At 71.6% G+C, this 24589-nt stretch carries 20 protein-coding genes and 2 pseudogenes; 12 read left to right on the forward strand and 10 right to left on the reverse strand.

Features of this window, described 5'->3' with window-relative positions:
* Positions 1-19: 19 nt before the first annotated feature.
* The 5 genes from ACFWTC_RS30760 to ACFWTC_RS30780 all read right to left on the reverse strand — a co-directional run bounded on the left by ACFWTC_RS30760 (position 20) and on the right by ACFWTC_RS30780 (position 4000).
* Positions 20-700, reverse strand: a complete 681-nt coding sequence (locus ACFWTC_RS30760; protein WP_384074826.1) for a DUF4230 domain-containing protein — start codon at positions 698-700, stop codon at positions 20-22.
* A gap of 37 nt (positions 701-737) precedes the next feature.
* The gene (locus tag ACFWTC_RS30765) at positions 738-1892 is read right to left on the reverse strand and encodes a serine hydrolase domain-containing protein (protein WP_384074829.1); all 1155 of its coding nucleotides are present in this window, start codon (positions 1890-1892) and stop codon (positions 738-740) included.
* Positions 1893-2059: 167 nt separating this feature from the next.
* Positions 2060-2239, reverse strand: a complete 180-nt coding sequence (locus ACFWTC_RS30770) for a hypothetical protein (protein ID WP_383924713.1) — start codon at positions 2237-2239, stop codon at positions 2060-2062.
* A gap of 64 nt (positions 2240-2303) precedes the next feature.
* Complete coding sequence (locus ACFWTC_RS30775; protein ID WP_384074854.1) at positions 2304-3518, reverse strand: RNA polymerase sigma factor; 1215 nt, start codon at positions 3516-3518, stop codon at positions 2304-2306.
* A 65-nt stretch (positions 3519-3583) separates the two neighbouring features.
* Positions 3584-4000 (reverse strand): YciI family protein, encoded by a 417-nt coding sequence (locus tag ACFWTC_RS30780; protein ID WP_384074832.1) that lies wholly within the window; start codon positions 3998-4000, stop codon positions 3584-3586.
* Between the two features lie 144 nt (positions 4001-4144).
* Here ACFWTC_RS30780 and ACFWTC_RS30785 point away from each other — a divergent pair, with 144 nt between their 5' ends.
* A complete protein-coding gene (locus ACFWTC_RS30785; RefSeq protein WP_383924704.1) occupies positions 4145-4546 on the forward strand; it encodes a hypothetical protein in 402 nt (133 codons plus the stop codon).
* A gap of 124 nt (positions 4547-4670) precedes the next feature.
* Here the strand turns inward: ACFWTC_RS30785 and ACFWTC_RS30790 are convergent, their stop codons facing one another.
* Positions 4671-4871, reverse strand: coding sequence for a hypothetical protein (locus tag ACFWTC_RS30790; RefSeq protein ID WP_383924701.1), 201 nt, complete (start codon positions 4869-4871; stop codon positions 4671-4673).
* 196 nt (positions 4872-5067) lie between these two features.
* Between ACFWTC_RS30790 and ACFWTC_RS30795 the strand changes: the two genes are divergently transcribed.
* Together ACFWTC_RS30795 and ACFWTC_RS30800 are read left to right on the forward strand one after the other, a co-directional pair.
* Complete coding sequence (locus tag ACFWTC_RS30795) at positions 5068-5499, forward strand: GNAT family N-acetyltransferase (protein ID WP_384074835.1); 432 nt, start codon at positions 5068-5070, stop codon at positions 5497-5499.
* 69 nt (positions 5500-5568) lie between these two features.
* Positions 5569-6459, forward strand: a complete 891-nt coding sequence (locus ACFWTC_RS30800; RefSeq protein ID WP_383924695.1) for a PhzF family phenazine biosynthesis protein — start codon at positions 5569-5571, stop codon at positions 6457-6459.
* 52 nt (positions 6460-6511) lie between these two features.
* Here ACFWTC_RS30800 and ACFWTC_RS30805 read toward each other — a convergent pair whose 3' ends face one another.
* Entirely contained in the window at positions 6512-6799 is a 288-nt protein-coding gene (locus ACFWTC_RS30805; RefSeq protein ID WP_384074838.1) for a hypothetical protein, read from the reverse strand.
* Positions 6800-6868: 69 nt separating this feature from the next.
* Here ACFWTC_RS30805 and ACFWTC_RS30810 point away from each other — a divergent pair, with 69 nt between their 5' ends.
* Complete coding sequence (locus tag ACFWTC_RS30810) at positions 6869-7120, forward strand: hypothetical protein (protein WP_384074839.1); 252 nt, start codon at positions 6869-6871, stop codon at positions 7118-7120.
* A 102-nt stretch (positions 7121-7222) separates the two neighbouring features.
* Complete coding sequence (locus tag ACFWTC_RS30815) at positions 7223-8788, forward strand: oleate hydratase (RefSeq protein WP_384074842.1); 1566 nt, start codon at positions 7223-7225, stop codon at positions 8786-8788.
* Here ACFWTC_RS30815 and ACFWTC_RS30820 read toward each other — a convergent pair.
* Positions 8725-9441: a lysophospholipid acyltransferase family protein gene (locus ACFWTC_RS30820; protein WP_383924683.1), complete on the reverse strand. Its 717-nt coding sequence runs from the start codon at positions 9439-9441 to the stop codon at positions 8725-8727. The genes ACFWTC_RS30815 and ACFWTC_RS30820 overlap by 64 nt on opposite strands.
* Before the next feature lie 236 nt (positions 9442-9677).
* Positions 9678-9983 (reverse strand): cupin domain-containing protein, encoded by a 306-nt coding sequence (locus ACFWTC_RS30825; RefSeq protein ID WP_383924680.1) that lies wholly within the window; start codon positions 9981-9983, stop codon positions 9678-9680.
* A gap of 277 nt (positions 9984-10260) precedes the next feature.
* Here ACFWTC_RS30825 and ACFWTC_RS30830 point away from each other — a divergent pair.
* From ACFWTC_RS30830 to ACFWTC_RS30840, 3 genes and pseudogenes are all read left to right on the forward strand, one after another.
* Positions 10261-12699, forward strand: a pseudogene (locus tag ACFWTC_RS30830) (discoidin domain-containing protein); the annotation flags it as partial.
* A complete protein-coding gene (locus tag ACFWTC_RS30835) occupies positions 12688-13164 on the forward strand; it encodes a discoidin domain-containing protein (RefSeq protein ID WP_384074857.1) in 477 nt (158 codons plus the stop codon). The pseudogene ACFWTC_RS30830 and the gene ACFWTC_RS30835, both read left to right, overlap by 12 nt.
* A gap of 263 nt (positions 13165-13427) precedes the next feature.
* Entirely contained in the window at positions 13428-15875 is a 2448-nt protein-coding gene (locus ACFWTC_RS30840) for a serine hydrolase (protein ID WP_384074845.1), read from the forward strand.
* 131 nt (positions 15876-16006) lie between these two features.
* Here ACFWTC_RS30840 and ACFWTC_RS30845 read toward each other — a convergent pair whose 3' ends face one another.
* Positions 16007-16618, reverse strand: a complete 612-nt coding sequence (locus tag ACFWTC_RS30845) for a dihydrofolate reductase family protein (protein ID WP_384074848.1) — start codon at positions 16616-16618, stop codon at positions 16007-16009.
* Positions 16619-16813: 195 nt separating this feature from the next.
* Here ACFWTC_RS30845 and ACFWTC_RS30850 point away from each other — a divergent pair, with 195 nt between their 5' ends.
* From ACFWTC_RS30850 to ACFWTC_RS30865, 4 genes and pseudogenes are all read left to right on the forward strand, one after another.
* Positions 16814-18775, forward strand: a complete 1962-nt coding sequence (locus ACFWTC_RS30850) for an acyl-CoA dehydrogenase (protein WP_384074851.1) — start codon at positions 16814-16816, stop codon at positions 18773-18775.
* A 4082-nt stretch (positions 18776-22857) separates the two neighbouring features.
* Positions 22858-23115, forward strand: a complete 258-nt coding sequence (locus ACFWTC_RS30855) for a hypothetical protein (protein WP_383924669.1) — start codon at positions 22858-22860, stop codon at positions 23113-23115.
* An 823-nt stretch (positions 23116-23938) separates the two neighbouring features.
* Positions 23939-24207, forward strand: a pseudogene (locus tag ACFWTC_RS30860) (hypothetical protein).
* Between the two features lie 233 nt (positions 24208-24440).
* Positions 24441-24589 (forward strand): chaplin family protein (locus ACFWTC_RS30865; protein ID WP_384074860.1); only part of this gene is annotated, 149 nt, incomplete at its 3' end.

Raw genomic sequence — 24589 nt, forward strand, 5'->3', positions numbered from 1 at the left:
AGCCCGGCCGAGGGACCTCTCAGGCGTAGGTGACGGTGACCCGGCTGAAGCCGAGCGAGCGCAGCAGCCCCTCCAGCATCGCGGCGGTGTTCTTCTCCGCCCGCTGGGTGAGACCGCTGTCGCGGGCGGCGTCGGCGATGTGCCGGACGGCGAGCTTCTGCACGGCCTGCTCCCCGGAGGGGTTGCCGGAGAAGAAGTCGCCGAGCCGGTCCAGGAGCCCGCGCTCCTTCGACACCGCGTAGGACCGGGCGGGATCGAGGGCGGGGTCGCCGAGCGCGGCGTGCGGCAGCTTCAGGACGGCCTCGGTGCGGTCCTCGTTGACGGTGACGCTCTGCTCTCCGAGCCGGCCGAGGTCGACGTAAGCGCTGACCGTGCCGGCGCCCACGTACAGGGTGCGGGTGCCGCGGACGGCGTCGGGCAGCAGCTTGGCGTCCTTCTCCAGGTCCACCACGACCTGGTAGTTCCCGGCCGCGCCCTCGTAACGGCTCATGTCCTGGATCGACTTGAGCACGGCGGGGCCGGTGCGGTCACGGGTCTCGTCGCCGAAGAGCGCGCCGAAGCCGGGGACGAGGCTGAAGCGGCCCGCGATGACGAGCAGCGCGGCGAGGGCCACGAGCACGGCGGCCGTCCGCACCAGCCAACGGGAACCGGGTCTCGCCGACTTCCCCGGTTCTTCGCGGAGTTGAGTCGAAGTCTGCATGCCCTCCGGATGCCCCGTCCGCGCGGCGCTACCCCCCTCAGCGGCGTGTCGCGGCGTACCTCCAGAAGTCCCGCATCAGGTCGGGCGAGGACGGGCCGCTCAGTTCCCGCTGGGTGAGGAGGACGGCGACCGTTGCGGTGGCGGGGACCACGTGGGCGGCGGTGCCGGTCCCGCCGATCCAGCCGTAGCGACCCGGGACGTTCCACGAGTCGGTGCGGTCCACGTCGACGGAGCCGCCGTAGCCCCAGCCCTGGCCCTCCAGGAAGAGGGCGCCCGCCGCGCGCTGCTCGGCCGTGAGGTGGTCGGTGGTCATCCGGCGCACGGACTCCGGGGACAGCAGCCGGCCGCCCGCGTACGCGCCGTCCGCGAGCAGCATCCGGCCGAAGGCGAGCCAGTCGTCGGCCGTGGAGACGAGCCCGCCCGCCCCGGAGGGGAAGGCGGGCTGACGGGCCCACTGGCCGTCGGGGGCGTCGACGAGTTCGGGGGCGCCGCCGCCCGGGGCGGACCGGTAGTACGAGGTGAGTCGGCGGAGCTGGGCGGGCGGTACGGCGAAGCCGGTGTCGGTCATGCCGAGGGGCTCGAAGACGCGCTCCGCCAGGAGGTCCGGGAGCGGCTGCCCGCCGGCGCGGGCGAGGAGGACCCCGAGGATGTCGGAGCAGGTGTTGTACAGCCAGGCCCGGCCGGGCTGGTGGAGGAGCGGGATGCGGGCGAGGGCCGCCGTCCACGCGTCGGGGTCGGCGACCTGCTGGGGCTGCGGCGGGCCCTGCTTCAGCTCGCTGAAGAGCAGCTGGACGGCGGGCAGCGAGAAGTCGGAGGGGAAGCCGTATCCGGCGCGGAAGGTGAGGAGGTCCTCGACGGTGATCGGGCGCTCGGCGGGGACCACGTCGTCGACGGGCGAGGACGGCGTGCGGACCACCACGGGTGCGGCGAGTTCGGGGAGCCAGCGCGTGACGGGCGCGTCTAGGGCGAGCAGGCCGTCCTCGACCAGCATCATCGTGGCCGCGGCGGTCACGGGCTTGGTGATCGAGGCGATCCTGAAGAGGGAGTCGCGGGCCATGGGGGCCGATCCGGCGGTGTCGACGGAGCCGGCGGCCGCCACTTCGACGTCGTCGCCGTGGGCCACCAGGGCCACCGCGCCGGGGAGGGATCCTTCCTCGACGTGTGCCCGGAGGAGGCCGTGCAGGTCGCTCATGTCCACCATCTCGCTTCTCTCGCGTACGGGTGCTCGTGGGACGCGTAGGACTCGTGGGAGAAGACTGCCGCCGGGCCGTGGATTCATCGGTCCGGCGCGAGGTCGGCGGGTACGGGTTTCCCCGCGCGCGCCCGCGAGGGGCGGGGCGCGCGGTTCCCCGGGAGTCGTCAGGCCGCGGGTACGACCGAGGCCCTTATCGCCGCGGCCCACTCCTGGAGCAGCGTCGCGTGGCGCACGCGCTCGGCGTCGGAGAGGCGGCCCTCGGCGCGGGCGAAGAGGCAGCGGATGTCGGCGTTGATCTCGGCGAGGGGACGCTCGGGGGCGGTGGTGTCAGGGGTCGGGCTCACGTGATCAAGAGTAGGCGGCGGGTCTGACAGCCGGGTGCCGTGTCCGTCATGCGGACGCCGCCGGTCACTCGCCGATACGGGCCGCCCGGGCTTGGAGGTAGCGGCGCTCCGGGATGCTCAGGGTGAGCCCGGCCGCCCTGGCATAGGCGGCGCGGGCCTCCGGCAGGTCGCCCGCCCGCTCCAGCAGGTGGGCCCGTACGGCCTCCAGGCGGTGGTGGCCGGCCAGCCGGCCGTCGCCGTCCAGGGCGGACAGCAGGGCGAGGGCCCGGCGCGGCCCGTGCACCATGGCCACGGCGACCGCGTGGCCGAGCTGTTCCGCGGGGCCGGGCACGACCCGGATCAGGACCTCGTACAGGGCGAGGATCTGCGGCCAGTCGGTGTCCTCATCGCGGGCGGCCTCGTCGTGGACGGCGGCGATCGCGGCGCTCAGCTGGTAGGGGCCGGGCCGGGCGCGGGTGAGCGCGTCGGTGAGCAGGGCGACCCCCTCGGTGACGGCCGCGCGGTCCCAGCGGGTGCGGTCCTGTTCGGCGAGCGGCACGAGGCTGCCGTCCGGGGTGGTACGGGCGGCGCGGCGGGCGTCGGTGAGCAGCATGAGGGCGAGCAGGCCGGCGACCTCGGCGTCGGCGGGCAGCAGCCGGTGGACGGAGCGGGTGAGGCGGATCGCCTCGGCGGCGAGGTCGGGGCGCTGGAGGTCGCGGCCGGAGGTGGCGGTGTAGCCCTCGTTGAAGATCAGATAGAGGACGTGCAGCACGTCCGCGAGCCGGTCGGCGTGCTCTTGGGCGTCCGGGAGGCCGAACGGCGCCCCCGAGGCCTTGATCTGCCGCTTGGCGCGGCTGATGCGCTGGGCCGTCGTCGCCTCCGGGACGAGGTGGGCCCGGGCGATCTCGGCGGTGGTGAGGCCTCCCACGGCGCGCAGGGTGAGCGCGGTCCGGGCCTCGGTGGAGAGCTCGGCGCCGCAGCACAGGAAGAGCAGCGCCAGCGTGTCCTCCTCGGCGGGGGCCCGGTCCTCGCCCGGCGGCGGGGCCGTGAACGCGTCGCGCGGGGTCAGCGCCGCGGCGGTCTCCTCGCGGCGCCGACGGGCGTCGTCGGCGCGCAGCTGGTCGACGAGCCGGCGCGAGGCGACCCGGATCAGCCAGCCGCGCGGGTTGCGGGGGCGGCCTTCGCCGGGCCACTGCCGTGCGGCGGCGAGCAGGGCCTCCTGTACGGCGTCCTCGGCGGCGTCGAAGTGTCCGTAGCGGCGGACGAGCGCGCCGAGGACCTGCGGGGCCAGCCGGCGCATCAGGTCCTCGTCCGGGGCGGCCGCCCCGGACGCGGGGGTACCGCGTCCGGGGCCGGGGGCCTCGGTCACATCTCGGTCCCCGGGGCACCGCCGACGGGGTGGACGACGACGGGGGGATTCGGTGCGCCCTCGGGCACGGGGCAGGCGTGGGCGCGGGCGGCGATCTCGGCGGCCCGGGCGAAGTCCGGGACGTCGACGATCCAATAGCCTGCCAGGACCTCCTTGGTCTCCCCGTACGGACCGTCGGTCACCACCGGGGCGCCGTCGGCCCCGGCGGTGACCAGACGGGCCTGCCGGGGTTCGGCGAGTCCCTGGCCGTCGACCAGCTCGCCCGCTTCGGCGAGGTCGTCGTTCAGGGCGCCCATGTGGTCGAACATCGCCTTCAGGTCGGCTTCGGACCAGGCGGGGCTGCCCTCGCTCGCTCGGCCGGCCATGGCCTCGTAGTCGGACTGCTTCCCGAGGACCATCAGCATGTACTTCATGGGGTGCCACTCCTTCTGTTCGCGGGCCCCGACACGGGCGGGGGCCTTTCGCACGGGACGTCGGAGCCGTTCCTCCCATTTCGACACGTCGGCCGCGGCCGCGCGCGACGGTTCCGTCGGAATGCCGCCTATGGGAGCGACAGCTTGCCCCGCTCGAGCCGGAGGACCTCGTCGCAGGCCGAGGCCACCTGCGGCGAACCTGCGGAACACCTCGATGATGTCCGCGGCGGTCTCGTGGTCGAGTGCCCCTGTGGCTTCGTCGGCGAAGAGGAGGTCGACCTCGCAGTACGGACGCATGCGGGGGCCGACTGTCTACTGACGGGAAACGCGGCGCTGCTGCGGCAGTTGGTGACGAACCTGCTCGACGACGCGGTCGGCCACAACGTGGCGGGCGGAGAGGCGCAGCTCGCCGTGTACCACGACGACGGCCTGGTCCTGGAGGTGGAGAACACCGTCGGGGCACGGGCTGGGGCTGGCGCTCGTCCGCTCGACAGCGGTGGCCCACCGGGGCACCGTCACGGCGGCGGCGACCCGAGGGCGGACTGACGGCGCGGGCCTCGTTCCCGGCCCGCTGAGCCCGCGGGGCCCGTCGGCCACCGACTCCCTGACCCCCGGCCGCTCCGCGGCTGTGGCAGCGCGCGAGCGGCCGGGAGGCGTGACAGCAGGGGGATCAGTTGTTGGAGCCGACCGTGTTGTCGTGGCCCGCGTTGAACACGTCGTCCCCGGCGAACTGGAGCCAGTCACCGAAGACGAGCGTGTAGGAGTTCTGCGGGGCGACGTTGACCGTGACGTCGGCGGCGGCCGCGGACGCGCCGCCGAACACGATGGCACCGGCGGCGAGGACGGAGAACAGGGTGCGCGCAGAACGCATGATTCCACCTTTCACAGGGAGACAGAAGGGGATTAATCGCACCCCAGAACCTAGAGAGGACTCGTCCCGCTGTCCCGCCGCACGGCCGGGGCCGGCCAACAGCAAGCCGATTGGCCGAACCCCTGCATGAGGGCCGGCAGGCCGTCCCCGGCACAGCGGCAGAGGGCGCGCATCCCACGCGCACTAGCCTGGCCCCATGAAGATCATCGACTTCGAGCCGGGCGATCCCCGGCTGACCGAGGACCTGCTCCCGGTGCTGCTGGAGCTGCGCACCCACCTGAACGAGGACCTGTTCCGCTCGATCCTGGAGGAGGGTCACAGCCAGGGGCTGCGCTTCTCCGGCGCGTACGACACGGAGGGCCGCTGCGTGGGCGCGGCCGGCTGGCGGGTCGTCGCGAACACCTACCAGGTCCGCAAGCTCTACGTCGACGACCTGGTCACCCGGGAGAGCGCCCGCTCCACCGGCGTGGGCCGCGCGCTCCTCGCCCACCTGGAGGAGCACGCCCGGGCCGCCGCGTGCACGGCGCTCACCCTCGATTCCGGCACTCAGCGGACCGACGCCCACCGGTTCTACTTCCGGGAGCGGCTGGCCGTGACCGCCTTCAACTTCGAGAAGCGGCTCGCCTGACGCCCGCGCGGGCCACTTTCCGGAAATTGGCCTTCCCCCGATCCGGATTGGCCTCGGTACGTTCGCGGCATGCGCATCCAGATCGTAGACGCCTTCACCAGCCGCCCCTTCACCGGTAACCCCGCCGGCGTCTGCCTGCTCCCGGCCGGGCCATGGCCGGACGACCGGTGCCTGAGCCGGATCGCCGCCGAGCTGAACCATTCGGAGACGGCCTTCGCACTGCCGCTCCCGGCCAGTGCCGGGGCGCACTGGGAGATCCGGTGGTTCACTCCCCTCGTCGAAACCAATCTCTGCGGTCATGCCACTTTGGCCACGGCGCACACCCTGCGGCGGGAGGGGCTGCTGACCGGCCCGGTCCGCTTCCGCAGCCGCTTCAGCGGTGACCTCTCGGCGTACGCCGGGCGGGACGGGTCCATCACCCTGGACTTCCCGGCCGCCCCCGGGACGGAGGTACCGGTCCCCCGGGGCCTGGCCGCGGCCCTGGGGGTGGCGCCGGTCGCGACCCTGCGCACCGAGGCGCTCGGCGACCTGCTCACGGTGCTGCCCGACGAGGCGGCCGTGCGGGCGGTACGGCCCGACCTCGGGGCGATCGCCGCCCTGACCCGTCGCGAGGAGCTGCGCGGCGTCATCGTCACGGCGGCCGCCGCGCCGGCTCAGGCCCCGGCACCGGCCCCAGCCGCGGCCGCGAAGTCCGGCGGGGCCTCGGTGTCCGGCGGGCCCGCGCACGACTTCGTCTCCCGGTTCTTCTCCCCCGCCGAGGGCATCCCCGAGGACCCGGTCACCGGCAGCGCCCACACGGCCCTGGCCCCGTACTGGGCGGCCCGGCTCGGTCGCACCGACCGCCTCACCGGCTTCCAGGCCTCGGCGCGGACCGGCCTGGTCGGGGCCGCGGTCCACGGTGACCGCGTCCACCTCACCGGGCACGCGGTCACCGTCCTGGAGGCGGTCCTGCGCGTCTGACGGGGCGGGTGTACGGGGGGTGCGATGCGCGCGGGTGTCCCGGGCGGCAGGCTCAGAGCCGTTCCTCGCACGCCAGGATCCGGGTCCGCGGCGTGCCCACCAGGGCCGGGGCGGCCTCGGGCGAGGACCAGACCCGGGCCGTGAGGAACTCCAGGAAGCCCTCGGCCTGCTCCGGGGTGTCGAAGTCGAGCTCCACGACCACGTACGCCGGATCGTCCACGGGGCGCAGCACGCGGTGGCCGCGCACACCGGCCTCCTGCCGAGCGGGTGCGAAACGGTCGAAGGCGCCCTTCCATACGGTGAAGTCCGTGACGGGGTGCTCGATCTGCAGGCTGTACATGGCGCCTCCTCGACCGGCGGGAACCGGACCGGCCCGGCGGCACTCCCCATCCTGCCGAAACCGCGCCCGGTGCGCCCCGCGACGGAGCGCCTCCTGGTCTCGTTCCAGATGGAAACCCCCGTCGACGGATCCGGCGGCGCAGCGGGCTCCGGAGCGGGGTTCGACCTGGAACGGCGCGACCCGGCCTCCGGCACCGGGCGACCGGCCGTGCTGCGCCTCGCCAACGACCGCAAGCCGCCGTCCCTGTTCACGGGCGGCTCGGCGCTCGCCCTCGGGGAGGTCCGAGCCGAGGGCTTGAACCTCGTCCACATGACCCGATGAGGCAGGTCAGGCCGGAACGCGCGCCACACCAGGGCAGAACGGGATGAATCAGTACTGTCGAGGTCGTCCAGGACTCCCCTGGCGGTCGAGAAAGGTACCGGGATGGCCAAGGCCCATCTGGTGGGAAGCGGGATCGCCTCACTCTCCGCGGCGGCGTTCCTGATCCGCGACGGAGGCTTCGCGGGCCGGGACATCACCATCCTGGAGGAACAGGACCGCGAGGGCGGGAGCCTGGACGCGGCGGGCTCTCCGGAGGCGGGATACACCATGCGGGGCGGCCGCATGTTCGAGATCCATTTCGACTGTACGTACGACCTGCTGGGGTCGATCCCGTCCCTCGACGACCCGTCCAAGTCGGTCACCGAGGACACCTTCGTCTTCCACGAGGACTTCGCCTGGGATGACCACGCCCGTCTCGTCGACGGCGGGGGCAGGGTCGTCGACGCGCATTCGATGACCTTCTCCGAGCGGGACCGCCTCGAACTGGTCCGGTGCGTCGCCACCCCCGAGCACCAGCTCGACGGGAAGCGCATCACGGACTGCTTCGGCGAGGAGTTCTTCACCACCAACTTCTGGTGGATGTGGTGCACGACCTTCGCGTTCGAGCCGTGGCACAGCGCCATCGAGTTCCGGCGCTACCTCAACCGGTTCATCCACCTGTTCAAGACCTTCGACACCATGTCGGGGATCTACCGCACCCGCTTCAACCAGTACGACTCCATCGTCCGCCCGCTCATGAAGTGGCTGACGGACCAGGGGGTGACCGTACGGCTCGGCACCCGGGTCACGGACCTGCGGCTGGCCGCGGGCGACGCGCTGACCGTCGAGGCGCTGGTATGGGAGAGCGACGGGCGCCGCGGTGAGACCCAGGTCGGGCCTGACGACCTCGTGATGGTCACCAACGGGTCGATGACCGCCGACTCCACGCTGGGGACCACCGACTCCGCACCCGTCCCGGACACCTCCCGAGCGGCCGGGTCGTGGGCGCTGTGGGAGACCCTCGCCGCCGGGCGGCCGGCACTGGGACGGCCCGAGGTCTTCCACTCCTCCGTCGCGGACTCGACGTGGGAGTCCTTCACGGTCACCACGAAGGACCCGACGTTCTTCAAGCTGATGCAGGAGTTCAGCGGCAGCGAGGCCGGAAAGGGCGGCCTGATCACCTTCAAGGACTCCGGCTGGCTGCTGACCATCGTCCTCAACCACCAGCCGCACTTCCGCGACCAGCCCGAGGACACCTTCGTGTGGTGGGGGTACGCGCTGTTCCCCGACCGCGAGGGGGACTTCGTCAAGAAGCCCATGACGCAGTGCACGGGCCGGGAGATCCTCGACGAGGTGCTCCGGCACCTGCGGTTCGGGCAGCGGCAGCAGATCCTCGACGGATCAGTCGTCATCCCGGCCCTGATGCCCTACATCACCAGCCAGTTCCTGGTGCGCTCCGGGGGCGACCGGCCGCAGGTGGTTCCCGAGGGGGCGACGAACCTGGCCTTCATCGGGCAGTACGCGGAGGTCCCGGACGACGTGGTCTTCACCGTCGAGTACTCGGTGCGCACCGCCTGGACGGCGGTGGCCACCCTGCTCGGACTCGACCGGCAGCCCCCGCCCGTCTACAAGGGGCAGCACGACCCCAGGGTGCTGGTCGAGGCGCTGCAGACGCTGCACCGGCGCTGACCGGGGAGGGGCTCGCCGAGGGCGAGCACCGCGGTCCGCCAGGCCTCGGTGACGGCCTCCCGGGCACGGTCGGTCGCCTCCGGAACCCCGGCGGGGAGCCGGAGCGGGGCCCCGATGTGGACGTGCAGGCCGGGGCGCCGGAGCGGGGCGGTGACGGTACCGGCGAGCTGCTTCGCGCGTCCGCCGGAGCACAGGCGGCGCACCCCCGCCTGGCCCACCGGGACGACGGGGGCACCGGTCGCGGCGGCGAGGCGGGCGAGGCCGCTGCGGAAGGGACCCGGTGCGGACTCCCCCGCGTCCCGCCGCCCCGGCAGCCGGCCCTCACCGTAGAGCAGCACGCTGCGGCCGGCGGCGAGGGCGGCGGCCGCCGCCTCCAGGGACTCGGCCGCGCGGGCGGTTCCCCGGTGGACGGCGATGTGGCCCTCGCGCCGGAGCGCGGGCCCGAGCACGGGCACCCTCCACAGGCCCGCGGTGGCCAGGACCACGGGCTCGATCCCGTGCCGGCGCAGGGCCGCGACGACGACGGCGGGGTCGGCGAGCGAGGTGTGGTTGGCAACGACGATGCCGCCGCCCGCGGGCACCCCGGCGGGGTGGGCGGTGACGGTCAGCCGGCCGAAGGCGGGGACGACGGCGGCGGCGATTCGGCTGAGCATGGACGGCCCCGTTCGGTGGTGCTGTGGCTCGCTGAGCTGGTCCTCCCCATGATCGGGCGGGTGGGGCGGCAACCACATGAGTAGGCGTACTCAACCGGCGTGGGGGCCATCGGCACAGGCGGGGAAGTACGCCCGCCGGGCCGCGGGAGTACGCGTGCACGGCCGCCGAGGCAGGTCGCTACGGGCCGGCCGGGGTCAGCGCACTCCGGTGTCCCGCACCCGACGGGGTGCGGCCGTCAGGGGGTCGGCGGCTGCTTGAACTCGATCTCGACGAAGGCCAGCGGGCCGGTGCCGGAGTTGACCACCTCGTGCGCGCCTCCGGCCTGTCGGGCGTACGTCTCCCCCGTGCGCAGCACCGACTCGGTCGCCGAACCGTCGGGGCCGATCACGGTGACGCTGCCGTCCGCGACCGGCACCACCACGTAGTCGTAGGCGTGCAGGTGGTGCCCCGTGCTCGCGCCCGGCTCGAAGTCCCAGCGCGTGACCCGGGCCCGGTCGTCCTCGTACTGCACCGTCGCCCGGGCCGTCGTCTCGGTCGTCATGGGCCGCTCCTCGTCTCCCGTGCGCGCTCCGTCCGCGCGCTGGTCCGGCGGCCCATCATGCCCGGCAGGACCGCCCGGGTCGGGAACCGACCGCCCGTCGCGGCGGAGCAGCCGGTCCAGCCATCGAACTACGGGTTTATTGCGTATCAGAGTCGAATTCTTGCAACTCTTCATGGACTTCCTGCTGGCGGAGTCGTAGCCTCCTGCGTTGAGCCGACTCACCCCTCCCGCCTTTCCCGCCGATCGAGCCGCAAGGACGTGCGTGCCCGTGTCCCAACTGCCGCAAAGCCCAGCTCCGAGCCCTGACCACGTGCGCCGGACAAGACGGCGGGGCGCCGCCGTCTTCCTGGCCCTGTCGTTGACCGCGACCGCCGCGCTGACGGCCCTGACCTTCGGCAGCGCCCCCGCCGCCCACGCCGCGGGGGTGCCCGCCCCGTCGCCCATCGGGATACCCGGACGGGGGGCGCAGGTCCCGTTCACCGAGCTGGAGGCCGAGTACGCCGGTACGAACGGCACGCTCATCGGCCCCGACCGGTACTACGGCCACCTCCCCTCGGAGGCCTCCGGGCGCCAGGCGGTGACGCTGAACGCCCCCGGCCAGTACGTCGAGTTCACGCTGACCAAGCCCGCCAACGCGATGACCCTGCGCTACAGCCTTCCGGACACCGCCGACGGGAAGGGACGCGACGCCTCCCTGGACGTCCGGGTCGGCGGCCAGTCGGTCCGGACCCTGCCGGTCACTTCCAAGTACAGCTGGTACTACGGGGGCTACCCCTTCAACAACAACCCCGGCGACACCAACCCCCACCACTTCTACGACGAGTCCCGCACCCTGCTGGGCTCCACCTACCCGGTCGGCACCAAGGTCCGGGTGCAGGTGACGTCGACCGCGCAGTCGCCCACGTTCACGGTCGACCTCGCCGACTTCGAGCTGGTCGGCGCGGCCGTGGCCAAGCCGGCCGGCGCCCTCGACGCCATGACGGACTTCGGCGCCGACCCCACGGGCGCCACGGACTCCACCGCGCGGATGCAGGCCGCGGTCAATGCCGGACAGGCCCAGGGCAAGGCGGTCTACGTGCCACCGGGCAACTACACCCTGTACGACCACGTCGTCGTGGACGGGGTCACCGTCCAGGGCGCGGGCCCCTGGTACACGGTCTTCGGCGGCCGTGACCCGGTGAACCGCAACCGCGCCGCCGGGTTCTACGGCAAGTACGTGCCCGGCGGCGGCTACACCGGCCCGGTGCGGCCGCACGAGGCGAACGGGCCGAGCCGGAACGTCACGCTGAAGGACTTCGCGATCATCGGCGACATCCGGGAGCGGATCGACGACGACCAGGTCAACGCCATCGGCGGGGCCATGTCGGACTCCACGGTCGACAACCTGTGGATCCAGCACGTCAAAGTCGCAGCCTGGATGGACGGCCCGATGGACCGCTTCACGATCAAGGACAGCCGCTTCCTCGACATGACCGCCGACGGCGTGAATTTCCACACGGGTGTCACGAATTCTCGCGTGACCAACACGTTCGTGCGCAACGCGGGTGACGACGGCCTGGCCTCCTGGCCGCAGGACAAGCCGAACGTCAACATCAGCTTCGACCACAACACGGTGGTACTGCCGATCCTGGCGAACAACATCGTCACCTACGGCGGAAAGGACTTCACCATCTCGGACAACGTCATGTCCGACACCGTCAGCAACGGCGGCGGCCTGCACATCGCCAACCGCTACCCGGGTGTCAACTCCGGCAAGGGCACGGCGGTGGCCGGCACCATCACCGCTGCCCGCAACATCCTGATCCGGGCCGGAAACAGCGACTTCAACTGGAACTTCGGCGTGGGCGCGATCTGGTTCTCCGGCCTGAACGAGCCGGTCCAGGGCGCGACCATCAACATCTCCGACACCGACATCCTCGACTCCTCGTACGCCGCGATCCACTCGATCGAGGGCGCCATCAGCGGGGTCAACTTCACCGACATCACCATTGACGGCGCGGGCACCTACGCCGTCCAGGCCCAGGCCAACATCGCGATGAAGTTCACCCGCGTCACCGCGAAGAACATCGCACAGGCCGCGACCCCGATCCACAACTGCATCGGCACCGGCCTGCAGATCACCGACGGCGGCGGGAACTCCGGCTGGAACACCGGCCAGACCTGCTCCGGGGTGTGGCCGGCCCCGGTGTGGACGAACGGCGGCGTACCGGGTGGCGGCGGGGGCACCACACCGCCCACGACCCCGCCGACGACCCCGCCCACCACTCCTCCGACGACTCCGCCGCCCACGACTCCCCCGAACGGCAACCTGGCCCAGGGCCGGCCCGCCACCGCCTCCTCCGCGGTCCAGTCGTACAACGCGGCGAACGCGGTCGACGGCAACGCTGCCACGTACTGGGAGAGCGCCGGCAGCGCGTTCCCGCAGACCTTGACCGTGGACCTCGGCGAGGCCCGGCCGGTGGGGAAGGTGACGCTCCGGCTGCCGCCCTCCGCGGACTGGGCGACACGGACCGAGACCCTCTCGGTGCTCGGCTCCACCGACCTCTCCTCCTGGACCACGCTGAAGGGGTCCGCGGGCGTCACCTTCGACCCCGCGTCCGGCAACACCGCGACGCTGACCTTCGATTCGGCCTCCGTGCGCCACGTCCGGCTCCAGGTCACCGGGAACACCGGCTGGCCGGCCGGGCAGGTGGCGGAGTTCGAGGTGTACGCCGCCGGGACCGGCCCGACGGCCCCGCCGACCACCCCGCCCCCGACCACGCCCCCGGCCGGAACGAACCTGGCGCACGGGCGGGCCGCCACGGCGACCGGGCAGAGCCAGGGGTACGTCCCCGCCCACGTCACCGACGGCAACGCCGGCACGTACTGGGAGAGCGCCAACAACGCGTTCCCCCAGTCGCTGACGGTCGACCTGGGCACCCAGCGGACGGTGGGCCGCCTGGTGCTGAAGCTGCCCGCGGCCTGGGGTACCCGTACGCAGACGCTGTCGGTCCTCGGTTCGGCCGACAACGCCGCCTGGTCGACCCTGAAGGCGTCCGCGGGCCACACCTTCACCGAGGGGAACAACACGGTCACCGTCCCGGTGTCCGCGACGGGTGTGCGGTACGTACGCCTCGTCTTCACCGCGAACACCGGCTGGCCGGCGGGCCAGTTGTCCGAAGTGGAGGTGTACGCCCCGTAGTGCGGAGCGGGCGGTGAACGGCGGCCGGTGCGGATCCCGCACCGGCCGCCGCGCGTCCGCCACCGGCGCACCGCGGGGTGGGGTCGCTATCCGCTGGTCGGCGGGGTGAAGTATGACCGAACGGTCACAGGATGCGGCGACGGGAACGGGGCGGGCACGGTCGTCATCTAGGGGAGAGGCGGGCCCGCGCGCGGGTGCCGCCGGTGTGATGACATCAGCGGAGACCGGCGGGCTGCCGGGTGCGAACGGCAAGGCGGGGCTAAATGAAAGCGGTAACGGTGGCGGGCGGTTCCTCGGAGAATCCGAAGGTCGAAGTACCGGAGGAAGGGCCGCAGCCCCCGGAGGAGTCGAGCACCCCGTCCACGGCGGACCTGCCGGACGGGGACACGGCCGCGGCGACGGACGCCGACGCGGGGGCGACGGGCCGTGACGCGCCGGAGGACGCGGACGGGAACCCGGGTCCCGCACGCGCGGGCGGCCCGGCCGGCGGAAGCGGGGACGGCGAGCCCGCCGAGGCGGACGCAGGGCCCGAGGCGGAGCCGGACCGAGCGGCGGACTTGGACGACGAGGACAGCGCCGGGGCCGGAGCCGACGCAGGCGCCGGGTCGGGTGCTGGGTCGGGCGAAACCCCGACCGGAGCACGCCCTGATGCGGAGGCCGACTCCGGCCCCGCTTCCGCGGCCACCGACCCGGACGGCCCGGACACCGAGACCGCGGACACCGAAACCGCGGAAGACGACCCCAGCGACCCGGACACCACCCCGTCGGCCGAGGCGAGCACCGAGGCCGAAGCCGAAGCCGGCACCGAGGCCGGCACCGATGCGGACCCCGCTTCCGAGAACGACGCGGCCCCCGCGACCGGCGCCCAGGCCGATGCCGACCCCGAGGCCGCAGCCGTCTCCGACGCCGACACCGGCGAAGACGCCGCCGACGACACCGACGCGCCCGCCGAGGGCGAACCCGGCGCCGAGGACGACCCGGACCGCACCGGTTCGCCGGCCGCGGACACGGAGGCGGCCGGGACCGGCGGGAGGAAGCCGGCACCGGCCGACGCGGCGCGCCGGCGGCCGTCATGGGCGCAGGGCGCCGAACCCGTGGCAGCGCCGAAGCCCGACGTCGAATCCGGTGTCGAGCCGGAGCCCGAACCCGAGCCCCCGTCCGACCCCGAGCCCAGGTCCGACCCCAAGCCCCCGTCCACCCCCCAGTCCGAACCCGACTCCGAATCTGACGCCGAGCGGACGAGTCGGTTCGTCGCCCTCAAGCCGCTCGACGTCCCTCCGCCCGCCCCGCAGCCCACGGTCGCGCTCCCCCTCGCGGCGCCACCGGCTCCCGCTCCCGCGACCGCGCCCGGCACGGCCACCGCCCCCGCGCCGTGGCCCGTGGTCACCCGGCCGCCGGCCGAGGCACCGCTCGACCTGCTGGCCGAACTCACCAACACCGCTCCCCCGCACGAGACCCCCCGCCGCACGGCGCTGCGCCGCGTCAAGATCTGGACGCCGATCCTGCTCGTGCTGGCGGGAGCCGTGGCGGGCGCGCAGCTGCTGCGCCCCCTGCCCGACACGAAGATCGTCGGTACGGAGTCCCTCCACACCATCGACGGGCAGTTCACGATCCCCTGGCCCGCCAAGGGCCAGGGCGCCGTCCGCGTGTCCGGCTCCGGTGACGTCGGCACCTTCGGCGAGCAGAAGCCCGTCCCCACCGCCAGTGTCGCCAAGGTGATGACGGCGTACGTCGTCCTGAAGAGCCACCCCCTGCGCAAGGGCGAGGCCGGCCCCGACATTGCGGTCGACGCCAAGGCCGTGGCGGACGGCACCTCCGAGAGCGAGTCCCGGATCGCGGGCCTCGTCGCCGGTACGAAGTACACCCAGCAGGACATGCTCAAGATGCTCATGATCCCGTCGGGAAACAACGTGGCCCGGCTGCTGGCGCGTTGGGACACGGGAACCGACTCCGAGGCCGCGTTCGTCGAGAAGATGAACGCCGCCGCCAAGGAGCTCGGCATGAACGACACCACCTACACCGACCCCAGCGGCCTGGATGCGAGCACCGTCAGCACGGCCTCGGACCAGTTGAAGCTGGCCGAGGCGGTCATGAAGGACGAGGCGTTCCGCGCGGTGGTCGCGCTGCCCGACGCCCAGATCAAGGGACTGCCGGAGCCGATCTACAACAACAACGACCTCCTCACCGCACCCGGTCTGAGCATCCGCGGCATCAAGACCGGTTCGAGCACGCCCGCCGGCGGCACCCTGATGTGGGCGGCGTACAAGTCGGTCGGGGACGAGACGCCGCTGATCCTCGGCACCCTGATGGACCAGCGCGTGGCGAGCGGACCGGACCCGGACGCCTCGAACAGCCTGATCCTGGTGAAGGCCAACAGCAAGAAGATCATCGAGGCCGTACGGGCGGCGCTGGCCCCGGCCCCGGTGATCCGCAAGGGGCAGAAGGTCGGGTACGTGGACGACGGGCTCGGCGGGCGCACCCCGCTCGTCGCCACCAAGGACCTGAACGTGGTCGGCGTACCCGGTCAGGCCTTGCGGATCTCGCTCGCCGCCGCGGCCGGGTCCGAGGCGGTGCCGCACGCGGCGAAGGCGGGCACCGAGATCGGCGCGCTGACCGTCGGCGACGGAGCGGGCGCCAAGAGCGTGCCGGTGGCGGTGGAGGGCGCCCTGGCGGAGCCATCGTTCGGCACCCGGCTCACCCGCCTGCGCTGACCCCGTACTCCTGCACGACGGGCGCGGGCCTGCCCCTCGGCCGGACCCGCGCAACGAAGGGGCCAGTCCCCCCTCGGGGGAACGGCCTCGTCCGCGGCGGTGACCGGGCGGGGCCGGGCCGGGTGGAGTGGCTATGCGTCGGAGCCGTAGGTGCCGTACTCCGGGCGGCCTGTCGATGCGTAGACCTGCACGGCCAGTCCGCCCGGTGTCGTCCCGTTGCTCACCAGCCGCAGGCCGGCCGGAGCGCCACTGTCCGGGAACAGGCGGCGGCCGTTGCCCACGACCACCGGGGCGATCGCCAGGCGCAGTTCGTCGATCAGGCCGGCGGCCAGCAGGGACCGGGCCAGCCGGCCGCGGCCGTGGATCTGCAGCTCTCGGCCGGGCTGCCGCTTCAGTTCGGCGACCTGGGCGGGGACGTCGCCGGACAGGATCGTGGTCGGGTCCCACGCGGCCTCGGTCAGGCTGCGGGAGGCGACGTACTTCGGCAGGCCGTTGAGGGTGCCGGCGAACGGGTGCTCGGTCATCTTCGGCCAGTCCCGCGCGAAGTTCGCGTAGGTCCGGCGGCCGAACAGGAACGCGTCCGCCCCTGCGAGCCAGACACCGGCCTGCCGCTCGAACTCCTCGTCCAGGTGCGGTACGAACCAGCCGCCCCGGGTGAATCCGTCGCTGGTGTCCTCGTCCGGGGACCCCGGGCCCTGGTAGACGCCGTCCAGCGACAGGAACTCCTGCAGTACCAGTCTCATCGCGTACCGCTCTCTCTTCGGCGGGGATGCTCGCTCCCTCTTGGACATCGTGCCGCGCGAGAACTCATCGGTCCGGCGGCCCCCGCCCGCCTCCCACCGTGTCGGCCCCGCTGCCGGAGCGGTCCGCCGCCTCGTGTACCGGCCGTCACCCGCCCGTCCCCGGTTGATCGTCCCGCTGGGGGGTAGCGGAGCGGCATGCCTCCCGAGAACGCTTCCGCGCCCGCGACCGGTTACGTACAGCCCGAGATCGACGTCTCCTCACTGACCGGGGTGCTCGACGGCGAGTACGCCGCGATCCGCGACCTTGTCCGTACCAACCTGGCGACGTACGCCTCCGTCCTGGAGGAGGCCGACGAGCTCGGCATCGACGCGTTCCGCGAGCGGGTGCGCGAGGTCGTCGTCAAGATGGCCGCGACGGGCCAGACCGGCATGGGCTTTCCCGCCGAGTACGGCGGTGGCGGCGACGTCGGCGCCTCCATCGCCGCGTTCGAGACGCTGGCCTTCGGCGACCTGTCGGTCCTGGTGAAGGTCGGCGTGCAGTTCGGGCTCTTCGGCGGCGCGATCCTGCATCTGGGCACCGCGCGGCACCACGACGCGTACCTCCCGGACCTGATCACGGGGAAGCTCATGGGCTGCTTCGCGATGACGGAGACCGGGCACGGCTCCAACGTTCAGGCGCTCGGCACCGTCGCGAGGTACGACACCGCGAGCCGCGAGTTCGTCATCACCACCCCCGACGACCAGGCGCGCAAGGACTACATCGGCAACGCGGCCCGCCATGCCGAACTGGCCGTCGTCTTCGCCCAGCTGGAAGTGGACGGACGGTCTCAGGGCGTGCACGCCTTCGTCGTCCCCCTCCGGGTCGGCGGCCGGCCGGTCCCCGGCGTCCGGATCGAGGACGACGGCCGCAAGATGGGGCTCAACGGCGTGGACAACGGCCGCATCTGGTTCGACGGCGTGCGGGTGCCGCGCGAGGCCCTGCTGAACCGGTTCGCCGACGTCACGCCCGAAGGCGTCTACGAGAGTGCGATCGAGAACCCCAGCCGGCGGTTCTTCACCATGCTCGGCACCCTGGTGCAGGGCCGGGTCAGCGTCTCCGGCGCCGGCATCAACGTGGCCAAGGTCGCCCTGACCATCGCCACGAAGTACGCCGTGCGGCGCCGTCAGTTCGAGGCGGCCTCGGACGGCGGGGAGCAGGTGCTCCTCGACTACGGCCTGCACCAGCGGCGTCTGCTGCCGCTCATCGCCCGGACGTACGCCCTGCACGCCGCGCAGGACGTGGTGCGCACGCAGCTGCACGAGGTCTTCTCCGGCACCGAGGACGACGCGCTGGCGCGGCGCAGGCTCGAATCGCGCGCCGCGGGCATCAAGGCGCTCGGCACCTGGCACGCCACCCGGGTCGTCCAGGAGTGCCGCGAGGCGTGCGGCGGCGCCGGATATCTGGCCGTCAACCGGTTCGCCGCCCTCAAGGGGGACAGCGACGTCTTCACCACCTTCGAGGGCGACAACCACGTCCTGCTGCAGCTCGTGGCCAAGGGGCTGCTCACCGATCACGCGAGCGAGTTCGAGGACCTGGACCAGCTCGGCATGGTCCGCTACGTCACCGGCCTCGCCGTCGAGACGGTCATCGAGCGGACGTCGGCCCACAAGCTGCTCGAACGGGTACGCGACCTGCTGCCCGGCGGCGACGAGTGGGACCGCGAGGCCGGTCTGCTCGACTCCGAGTACCAGCTCGCCATGGTCCGCTTCCGCGAGGAGCACATGCTCGCCGGACTGGCCCGGCGGATCAAGCGCGGGATCGACCAGAAGCGTGCTCCCGGCGCCGTCTTCTCGCAGGTGCAGGACCACGTCATCGCGCTCGCGCGCGCCCACGTCGAGCGACTGGTGACGGAGGCCTTCGTCGACCAGGTGCGCGCGCTGCCCGAAGGGGGCGAGAAGGCGGCGCTCGCACTCCTCTGCGACCTGTTCGCCCTGTCGACGATCGAGGCGGACCGGGCCTGGTTCATGGAACACGGACGGCTGACCGGCCAGCGTTCCAAGGCGATCAGCCGCGAGGTGAACGACCTGTGCCGCAAGGTGCGTCCCCTTGCCGTCGACCTGGTCGACGCGTGGGGCATCCCGTCCGCGGTGCTGCGGGCGCCGGACCTCGTGGGCTGAACCGGGCCCGCCGCCGGGCGCGAAACCGCCCCGGGCCGGTGGCCGGGACCCTTGGCCGGGACCCTTGGCTGGGACCCTCCGTGCGGGGGTCCGGTCACGCTGCTGTACTTGGTTCTGAGCTGCGGCGGGGTTTGGTGCCGACCTTGTGGTGTGGGGTCGGGTGTAGGACTCGCCGGTGGCGAGGACTCGTCCGACGTCGTAGCGGGTGCGGGCCGCCGGTTCTTCGAGCGGGCGGCTCGTCGAGGGTGTGGGATCACGCCCGGCTGCCGCGGGCCCGCTGTGTCGAGGCGGCGCATCAGCTTCCGCCACACCGACCGAACGATCCTCTACGGGGCATCCCGAAGGAGTCGGCACCATGGACATTCGCGGCGGTCGCTCGTTGCGGTCGCTGAAGAAGGCGGGAGCAAAGGCAGGGAGAAGCCTGCCCTGTACTCATCCTGAAGTGCCGATGTCGAGCTTGTGTTGTTCGTGCGGGGCGGGGTGGTTTTGCCGGCGGTGCCTGCTACGGCCAGACGGCGCGTGACCTGCACCAGTGCCGCCCGCACTGCATGCGCGATCCGTGTTGCCGACCATGGACGGCGAGCGGTTCCACTACTGCCAGGGGGCATCCTCGCGCAACCCTCCTCGCGGACTGTGCCGGCTCTTCGGGGAGAGCCAGTCGCTTTGGTCGCACGGAGGACGAGACATGGACTTTACCTCCGCCGCGGGGCGTGGGGACAGGACTTGCCGTCGTGGGCGCCCCTGACGCAGGGGGGCCAGATCTTTCACCAGTTGCCTGAGCGGACTTCGGCAGCAATAGGAGGATGATAACTCTTTTGGTTTTGACACGTCTAGACATTTCCTTTGATGCCCGACACCGGGGGCGCCCGGAAGGAGCCACCAGGCAGCCGGCGCTTTAGTACCACCCATTTATCATCCAGAAACGAGCAATGCACTGATTGCCGGGGTTTCCGCGCGCATCTTCCCGTGTCCGTATTGCCGGGGTTTTAGTACGCGCGACAATGTGCCGCATTGCCGGGGTTTCTCAGCAATGGCAACCCGCCTTGGGATGCGCTTGATCAGAAGGGGCGATGGAGGGACTACGGGTTTATGGAAATGAGTGGCGTGCGGGCTTGCCCCCGCAGGCCCTCCCGTCACTGGCTCTGCAGTCGCACACACCCCAGAGCCAGCACCACCCTGCGCAGCCATCGTGCGCTTGCCGCGGGGGCATGGACGTGCCGCAAGCCGCGCCAACCCGTCGCCGCCGGGAGGAATCGGGGTTGGCGGATCGTCAGCCGCGTGATCGCTTAGCGGGTGACACCGGGCCCCGGCGAGGCGCCTTGTCGCCGCCTGGTGTGCACGGTGGTTGACACGCGCCGTGGACCGATCCGAGCGGCTCCGCACTCAGGCGAGGGGAGCTGACAGCCCTCTCCCCTCTCTGTACCGGCACTACGACTGCTGCACCAGACAACCGGGCGGCGTGCACATGGAGGGACAGAACGCGTTCGAAGCGCTGCTGGCGCCTGAGTTCCTGGGTGTCCACCCCCCAGAGTCGGCCAGTCCCTGATGATCTCACCGCGGTGAAACCTGTGCCTAGTGCAGCCGAAATCAGAATGATCCACAGGAAGATGCTCCCCACAACTCGCCCTTTCGAAGGCTGAGGTACAAACGAGCCCACAGAAGCAGGCCCGACGATCCCCCGGCATAACGCGCTGGCATATGCAGGGATGTGCCCCCTCGTCCGATTGCATCCATGCGCAGCAATCCGCCGGGCATCTTGATGTATCTACCTATGATCAGTCGGCGAAGTCGTGGCCACAGGAAGGCTGGCCGTTGGCGCGGCAGGAGTCCGGCCGGGGACCGGCGCGCTCTTGTGGGCGCGTGACCGTCCGCATCCCAGAGGTCGACGGAGCCGTCGTTGGGGTTCCGCTGATCAGGGGAGGAGGGGGGATGACGGCATGCCGCACGAGCAGGCTCCGGGCGCAGCGATTACACCGCGCGGGAGATCTCCAAGGGCGAGAAAGTCCGTCGATGGCTGCATCCATCCGAAGCTCAGCGTCTCCGTGTCGCGGCATGACGGCGCGAAAGCAGGCGCGGATGTCGCACTTTCGGCTCGTTTGCAGAACCGATAAGCCAGCGTCAACGCTTATCCGTCGACCACCATCACCCGAATGGCACACACCCAGACCAACATCGAGAGCGTTTATGGAATATGACAACAGCAAAGCTCGCCGTCTCGCTCCGCAAGACTGCAGGAGAAGACGGACGAGGAGGAAGCCTTCACTCCGGGGCCACCCGGATCGGGAAGTGGATGTTCACTCCACCCTCAACCGACTGTGGCGCACCCCGGAACGCGACGCTGGGACACGAGAGTCTGGAAATCGATCTTCATTACTCCTCCTCGATCTTTGAAGACTTCCTCCATACGATGAGCATGATCCAGATCGACTTCGGCAGACGGTCGGGTAAGGCCCCATGCGCCCCGGCTGTCGATGAGTGCTCGGGTGGCAGCTTCCGTGTATGAGCCGTACGGATACCCGGGCCCCCGCGGCCTCTCACCCCAGACAGAGCCCTCTGCCTACTGGGCCCGGCCAGAGCACCTACAGCATTCCTCCACCGAACACCCGCTCGGCGGGCCTGGTGAGGGGCATCCTCCGTGGGACCCGGCGACGGAACTCGCCGGCCTCCTCCAGGAGAACGCTGCGCTCGGACTCTCGGAGCCCTTCACCCGAGTCGGCTTCGACGGCATCGGAGAGACGGCCGGCACCCTCGGGTTCGTCGCGGGGCTGCCGCACACCCCGACCGAGCATTCGCCCGTACACGCCTCCAGCGGGCACCGCCGAAACCGGTCGAAGTCTCCAGTAGGGACCCTGCTGCACACGGGAAGCCTGTTCACCGCGGTACTGGTCGCCGCCATCGCCGCTGTGGTGAGCATCCTCAGCGGGCTGGCCATCTGCGACGCCCTGCGCCACAGCGCCGCGCCCCACACGGCCCGTGAAGTGGTCATCTGGTGGCCCCTACTGATCTACGGCCCCTGGATGGTTGCCTCCCTGTCCATCCTCAGATCCGCTCTGCACCAGCGCCGCGCACTCCACTCCTGGTCCATCGTCTTGCTGTTCTCCACCATGGCCACACTGCTGTGCGTAGCCCAGGCACCCAGAACGATCGCCGCCGGGGCAGCCTCTGCCCTTCCCGCCATCGCGGCACTGGCATGCTTCCAACAGCTGGTCCGCCAGATCACCCTCACCCGACCGCCACGCCAAGCCGCTCCACGACACCGAAACCCGGCACTCAGGCAGACGGCTGCGGCCAGACATAGCCAGGACAAGATCGCTCCCGGCTACCCCGCAGCAGACAACAGATCTGTCCGCCCCGCGTCCCCCGGTCACAGGTTCGGGTGAGACGCACATCGGCCGTACGCGGACGACAGCACCACTCGTGCCAGTCGGTCTCATGGCCCCAGCCCGGGCAACGGGTGGCGGTCACTCGGACCGACGAGCGGTGTCACGCGGATGGGGCTGGGGCCTTCTCCGATTACCTGCTCGCGAGAGGCCGGTGAAGTCCCGTGGCGCTGGCCGCAAGTACGTACCGTCGGTGCGGACTTGCCGGCTGGCAGTCGAGTCGATCGGACTTCACACGGGCGGCGACCGCGAAGAGCTGAGGCGGTAGCAGCCGCTGACTCCTTGGCCAACCCGGTCCTTCCCACACGTCAAAGGGGTGCTCGCCTGCACCTTTGAAACGAAGATCGAAAGCGATGGTCACGGGCCCTACGCAGACTCAGCCCGACGGCCTACCTACCGTCCCCTCATGAGCCGCGCCGGGACCCGCCCACCACGATGCGACTCGAACCTCGCCCCGTCGCCCACCAGCGTCCGGTCCCCGGCACACCCGAACAACGTCCCACGGGCAATGGTCATGCCCTGCCCGGCAACAGAGCTCTCGGTTTCTGTGGCTGCCGCGCCGCGGTCAGTTGATCAGCGGCGCGGCAGCCACAGACCTTGCGCGCAAGGGGCTGGCGCACGGGCACGGGCACAACTCGCTGGACCGAATCCACAACGGGCTCCGGCGGCTCACACCCACATGAATCACGAGAGGTCAGCAACATGGCGTACGAGATGACCCACGCCGAACGCATCCGGTACAAGCGGCGCCAAGACGCCGCCTACCAGGCCGGCAACGAGGCCGTCAGCAACCTTCAGGCAGCGCTTGCGCTCGCAGACATGGCCCTTCCCTCCCTGAGTAATGACGGGCCGGTGGCAGGCCACGGCTTCGTCCGGCTCGGAGGATGCAACGCCGACTTCGCCAACCGGCTCGCCGAGGTCATCGCCGCAGGCGCCGACGCACTTCAGCACCAACGGTGACATCCCCGGCACAGCCTCGGGAAGCGTCGTAGAGCCGCTCTGTCCAGTCCGGCGGACTGCAAGAGGACGAAGCCGAGACTCTCCCCGTCTCCGGGGATCAGGTCACGACGCCCGCACAGATTCAAGAACAGGCGTTTCATGGGGCCGGCAGGGCCTGCTCCAGCTTCACCCGACGCCGTCCGATGTCGCGAACGTGGTCACACCTGGATCGTGGTGCCGCCATCGCGTCTCAGTGGCCGTGACGACCTGGGGGTAACTGTGAGAGACCGAGACGCGCAGCCCGCTGTGGGAGCTGCGTCTTCCTCGGAAACACGGAGCTGACCACCGAACACTTGAGGGCAGTCCCGGACTGGCTCGATGGAGCCGATGACGCTACCTACCGGAAGATCGCCGCGTGGGTCAGGGAGCAGAGCACTGCCCTACGTGAAGCCTGTGCCGCCAGCGGGCACATCTACATCGAGATGGGGGCCGGCTACACGCAAGGCCTCGAGAGAGCCTACTCGGCACTGGTGAAGAGGGCCTGAGGCCTGACCGTCCACCGTCGGCGCCCGCGAACACCTGCTCAAGAAATAGCCGCGTCTCGAGGACGCCTGGGCCGAGGGCGCCCCGCGATAGCCGGCGACCTGCTGCCCCTCGCCGATACCACCGCCGCCCAGAGCGGGCGCGCCAAGTCCAGCCGCTCACTTGGGAAGCGCGGCATTGCCCGAGCAGCCGGGAGCAGTCATCAACGGGTCGCACGGACCCTTGCGTGCGGCCCGTCGCTGTGGGCACTCATGGTGTGTCACCAGACCTCGCACCGGCGAGCGGCGCCGCTGGGACGAATGTGCGACGGGTGCACGGCAGCGACGATGACGCGCAGTGTGGGCCGGCCCCGGGGCACACGTACGCGGACCTGGTGGCCCCCTCGACGGGCAGCTTCTCGACGTCACCGGCTGGTCCGGCGAGCAGCTGGCGGAAGGTGCGCTCCTGATCACAGGCCTGGGCTTGTACGGAGCCGGCGGCCGGGCGCTCTACAGTCCCATCGAGGCGGATCCCAACGGCCCGTTCCTATGGCTCGGCGACACTCCCCGACCCGCCGGCGGGACAGTTTGACGGCAGTGATGTCGAGCAGCAGGCCGTCCAGCGGGCCGCCGACCAGCTCGGCGTATGCCCGGCTGCGGCGCGGGCACGACGGGGATCGTCGTGGTCCTGGCGTAGATCCGGCCGCGGAGGTTGCCGGAGGTCACCGTGTCGGCCGTATGCCCGTAACCGGCCGCCTGCTCGCGCTGTTGAGCGGAGCCGATGCCGCAATCCCTGCGGCAGGCCCCCTCCTCTAGGAGATCTTGATGTCGCGTATCGCACAGGCCGTAGCCGTCACCGCCGCAGCCGCTGCCGTCCTCGCCGGCGGCGCCGGCATGGCCGCCGCGGACGCCACCGCCGAAGGCGCTGCCATCGGCTCCCCCGGCGTCCTGTCCGGCAACGTCCTCCAGGTACC

It is taken from the genome of Streptomyces sp. NPDC058619, assembly GCF_042717785.1.
Classification (GTDB): Bacteria; Actinomycetota; Actinomycetes; order Streptomycetales; family Streptomycetaceae; genus Streptomyces.

Coding starts and splice junctions, on each gene's coding strand:
- ACFWTC_RS30795 (WP_384074835.1), top strand. CDS start 5,068: ATGAAGATCATCGACTTCGAGCCGGGCGATCCCCGGCTGACCGAGGAC.
- ACFWTC_RS30855 (WP_383924669.1), top strand. CDS start 22,858: ATGGCGTACGAGATGACCCACGCCGAACGCATCCGGTACAAGCGGCGC.
- ACFWTC_RS30850 (WP_384074851.1), top strand. CDS start 16,814: ATGCCTCCCGAGAACGCTTCCGCGCCCGCGACCGGTTACGTACAGCCC.
- ACFWTC_RS30800 (WP_383924695.1), top strand. CDS start 5,569: ATGCGCATCCAGATCGTAGACGCCTTCACCAGCCGCCCCTTCACCGGT.
- ACFWTC_RS30765 (WP_384074829.1), bottom strand. CDS start 1,892: ATGAGCGACCTGCACGGCCTCCTCCGGGCACACGTCGAGGAAGGATCC.
- ACFWTC_RS30775 (WP_384074854.1), bottom strand. CDS start 3,518: ATGCGCCGGCTGGCCCCGCAGGTCCTCGGCGCGCTCGTCCGCCGCTAC.
- ACFWTC_RS30825 (WP_383924680.1), bottom strand. CDS start 9,983: ATGACGACCGAGACGACGGCCCGGGCGACGGTGCAGTACGAGGACGAC.
- ACFWTC_RS30845 (WP_384074848.1), bottom strand. CDS start 16,618: ATGAGACTGGTACTGCAGGAGTTCCTGTCGCTGGACGGCGTCTACCAG.
- ACFWTC_RS30760 (WP_384074826.1), bottom strand. CDS start 700: ATGCAGACTTCGACTCAACTCCGCGAAGAACCGGGGAAGTCGGCGAGA.
- ACFWTC_RS30780 (WP_384074832.1), bottom strand. CDS start 4,000: ATGAAGTACATGCTGATGGTCCTCGGGAAGCAGTCCGACTACGAGGCC.
- ACFWTC_RS30840 (WP_384074845.1), top strand. CDS start 13,428: ATGAAAGCGGTAACGGTGGCGGGCGGTTCCTCGGAGAATCCGAAGGTC.
- ACFWTC_RS30790 (WP_383924701.1), bottom strand. CDS start 4,871: ATGCGTTCTGCGCGCACCCTGTTCTCCGTCCTCGCCGCCGGTGCCATC.
- ACFWTC_RS30820 (WP_383924683.1), bottom strand. CDS start 9,441: ATGCTCAGCCGAATCGCCGCCGCCGTCGTCCCCGCCTTCGGCCGGCTG.
- ACFWTC_RS30815 (WP_384074842.1), top strand. CDS start 7,223: ATGGCCAAGGCCCATCTGGTGGGAAGCGGGATCGCCTCACTCTCCGCG.
- ACFWTC_RS30805 (WP_384074838.1), bottom strand. CDS start 6,799: ATGTACAGCCTGCAGATCGAGCACCCCGTCACGGACTTCACCGTATGG.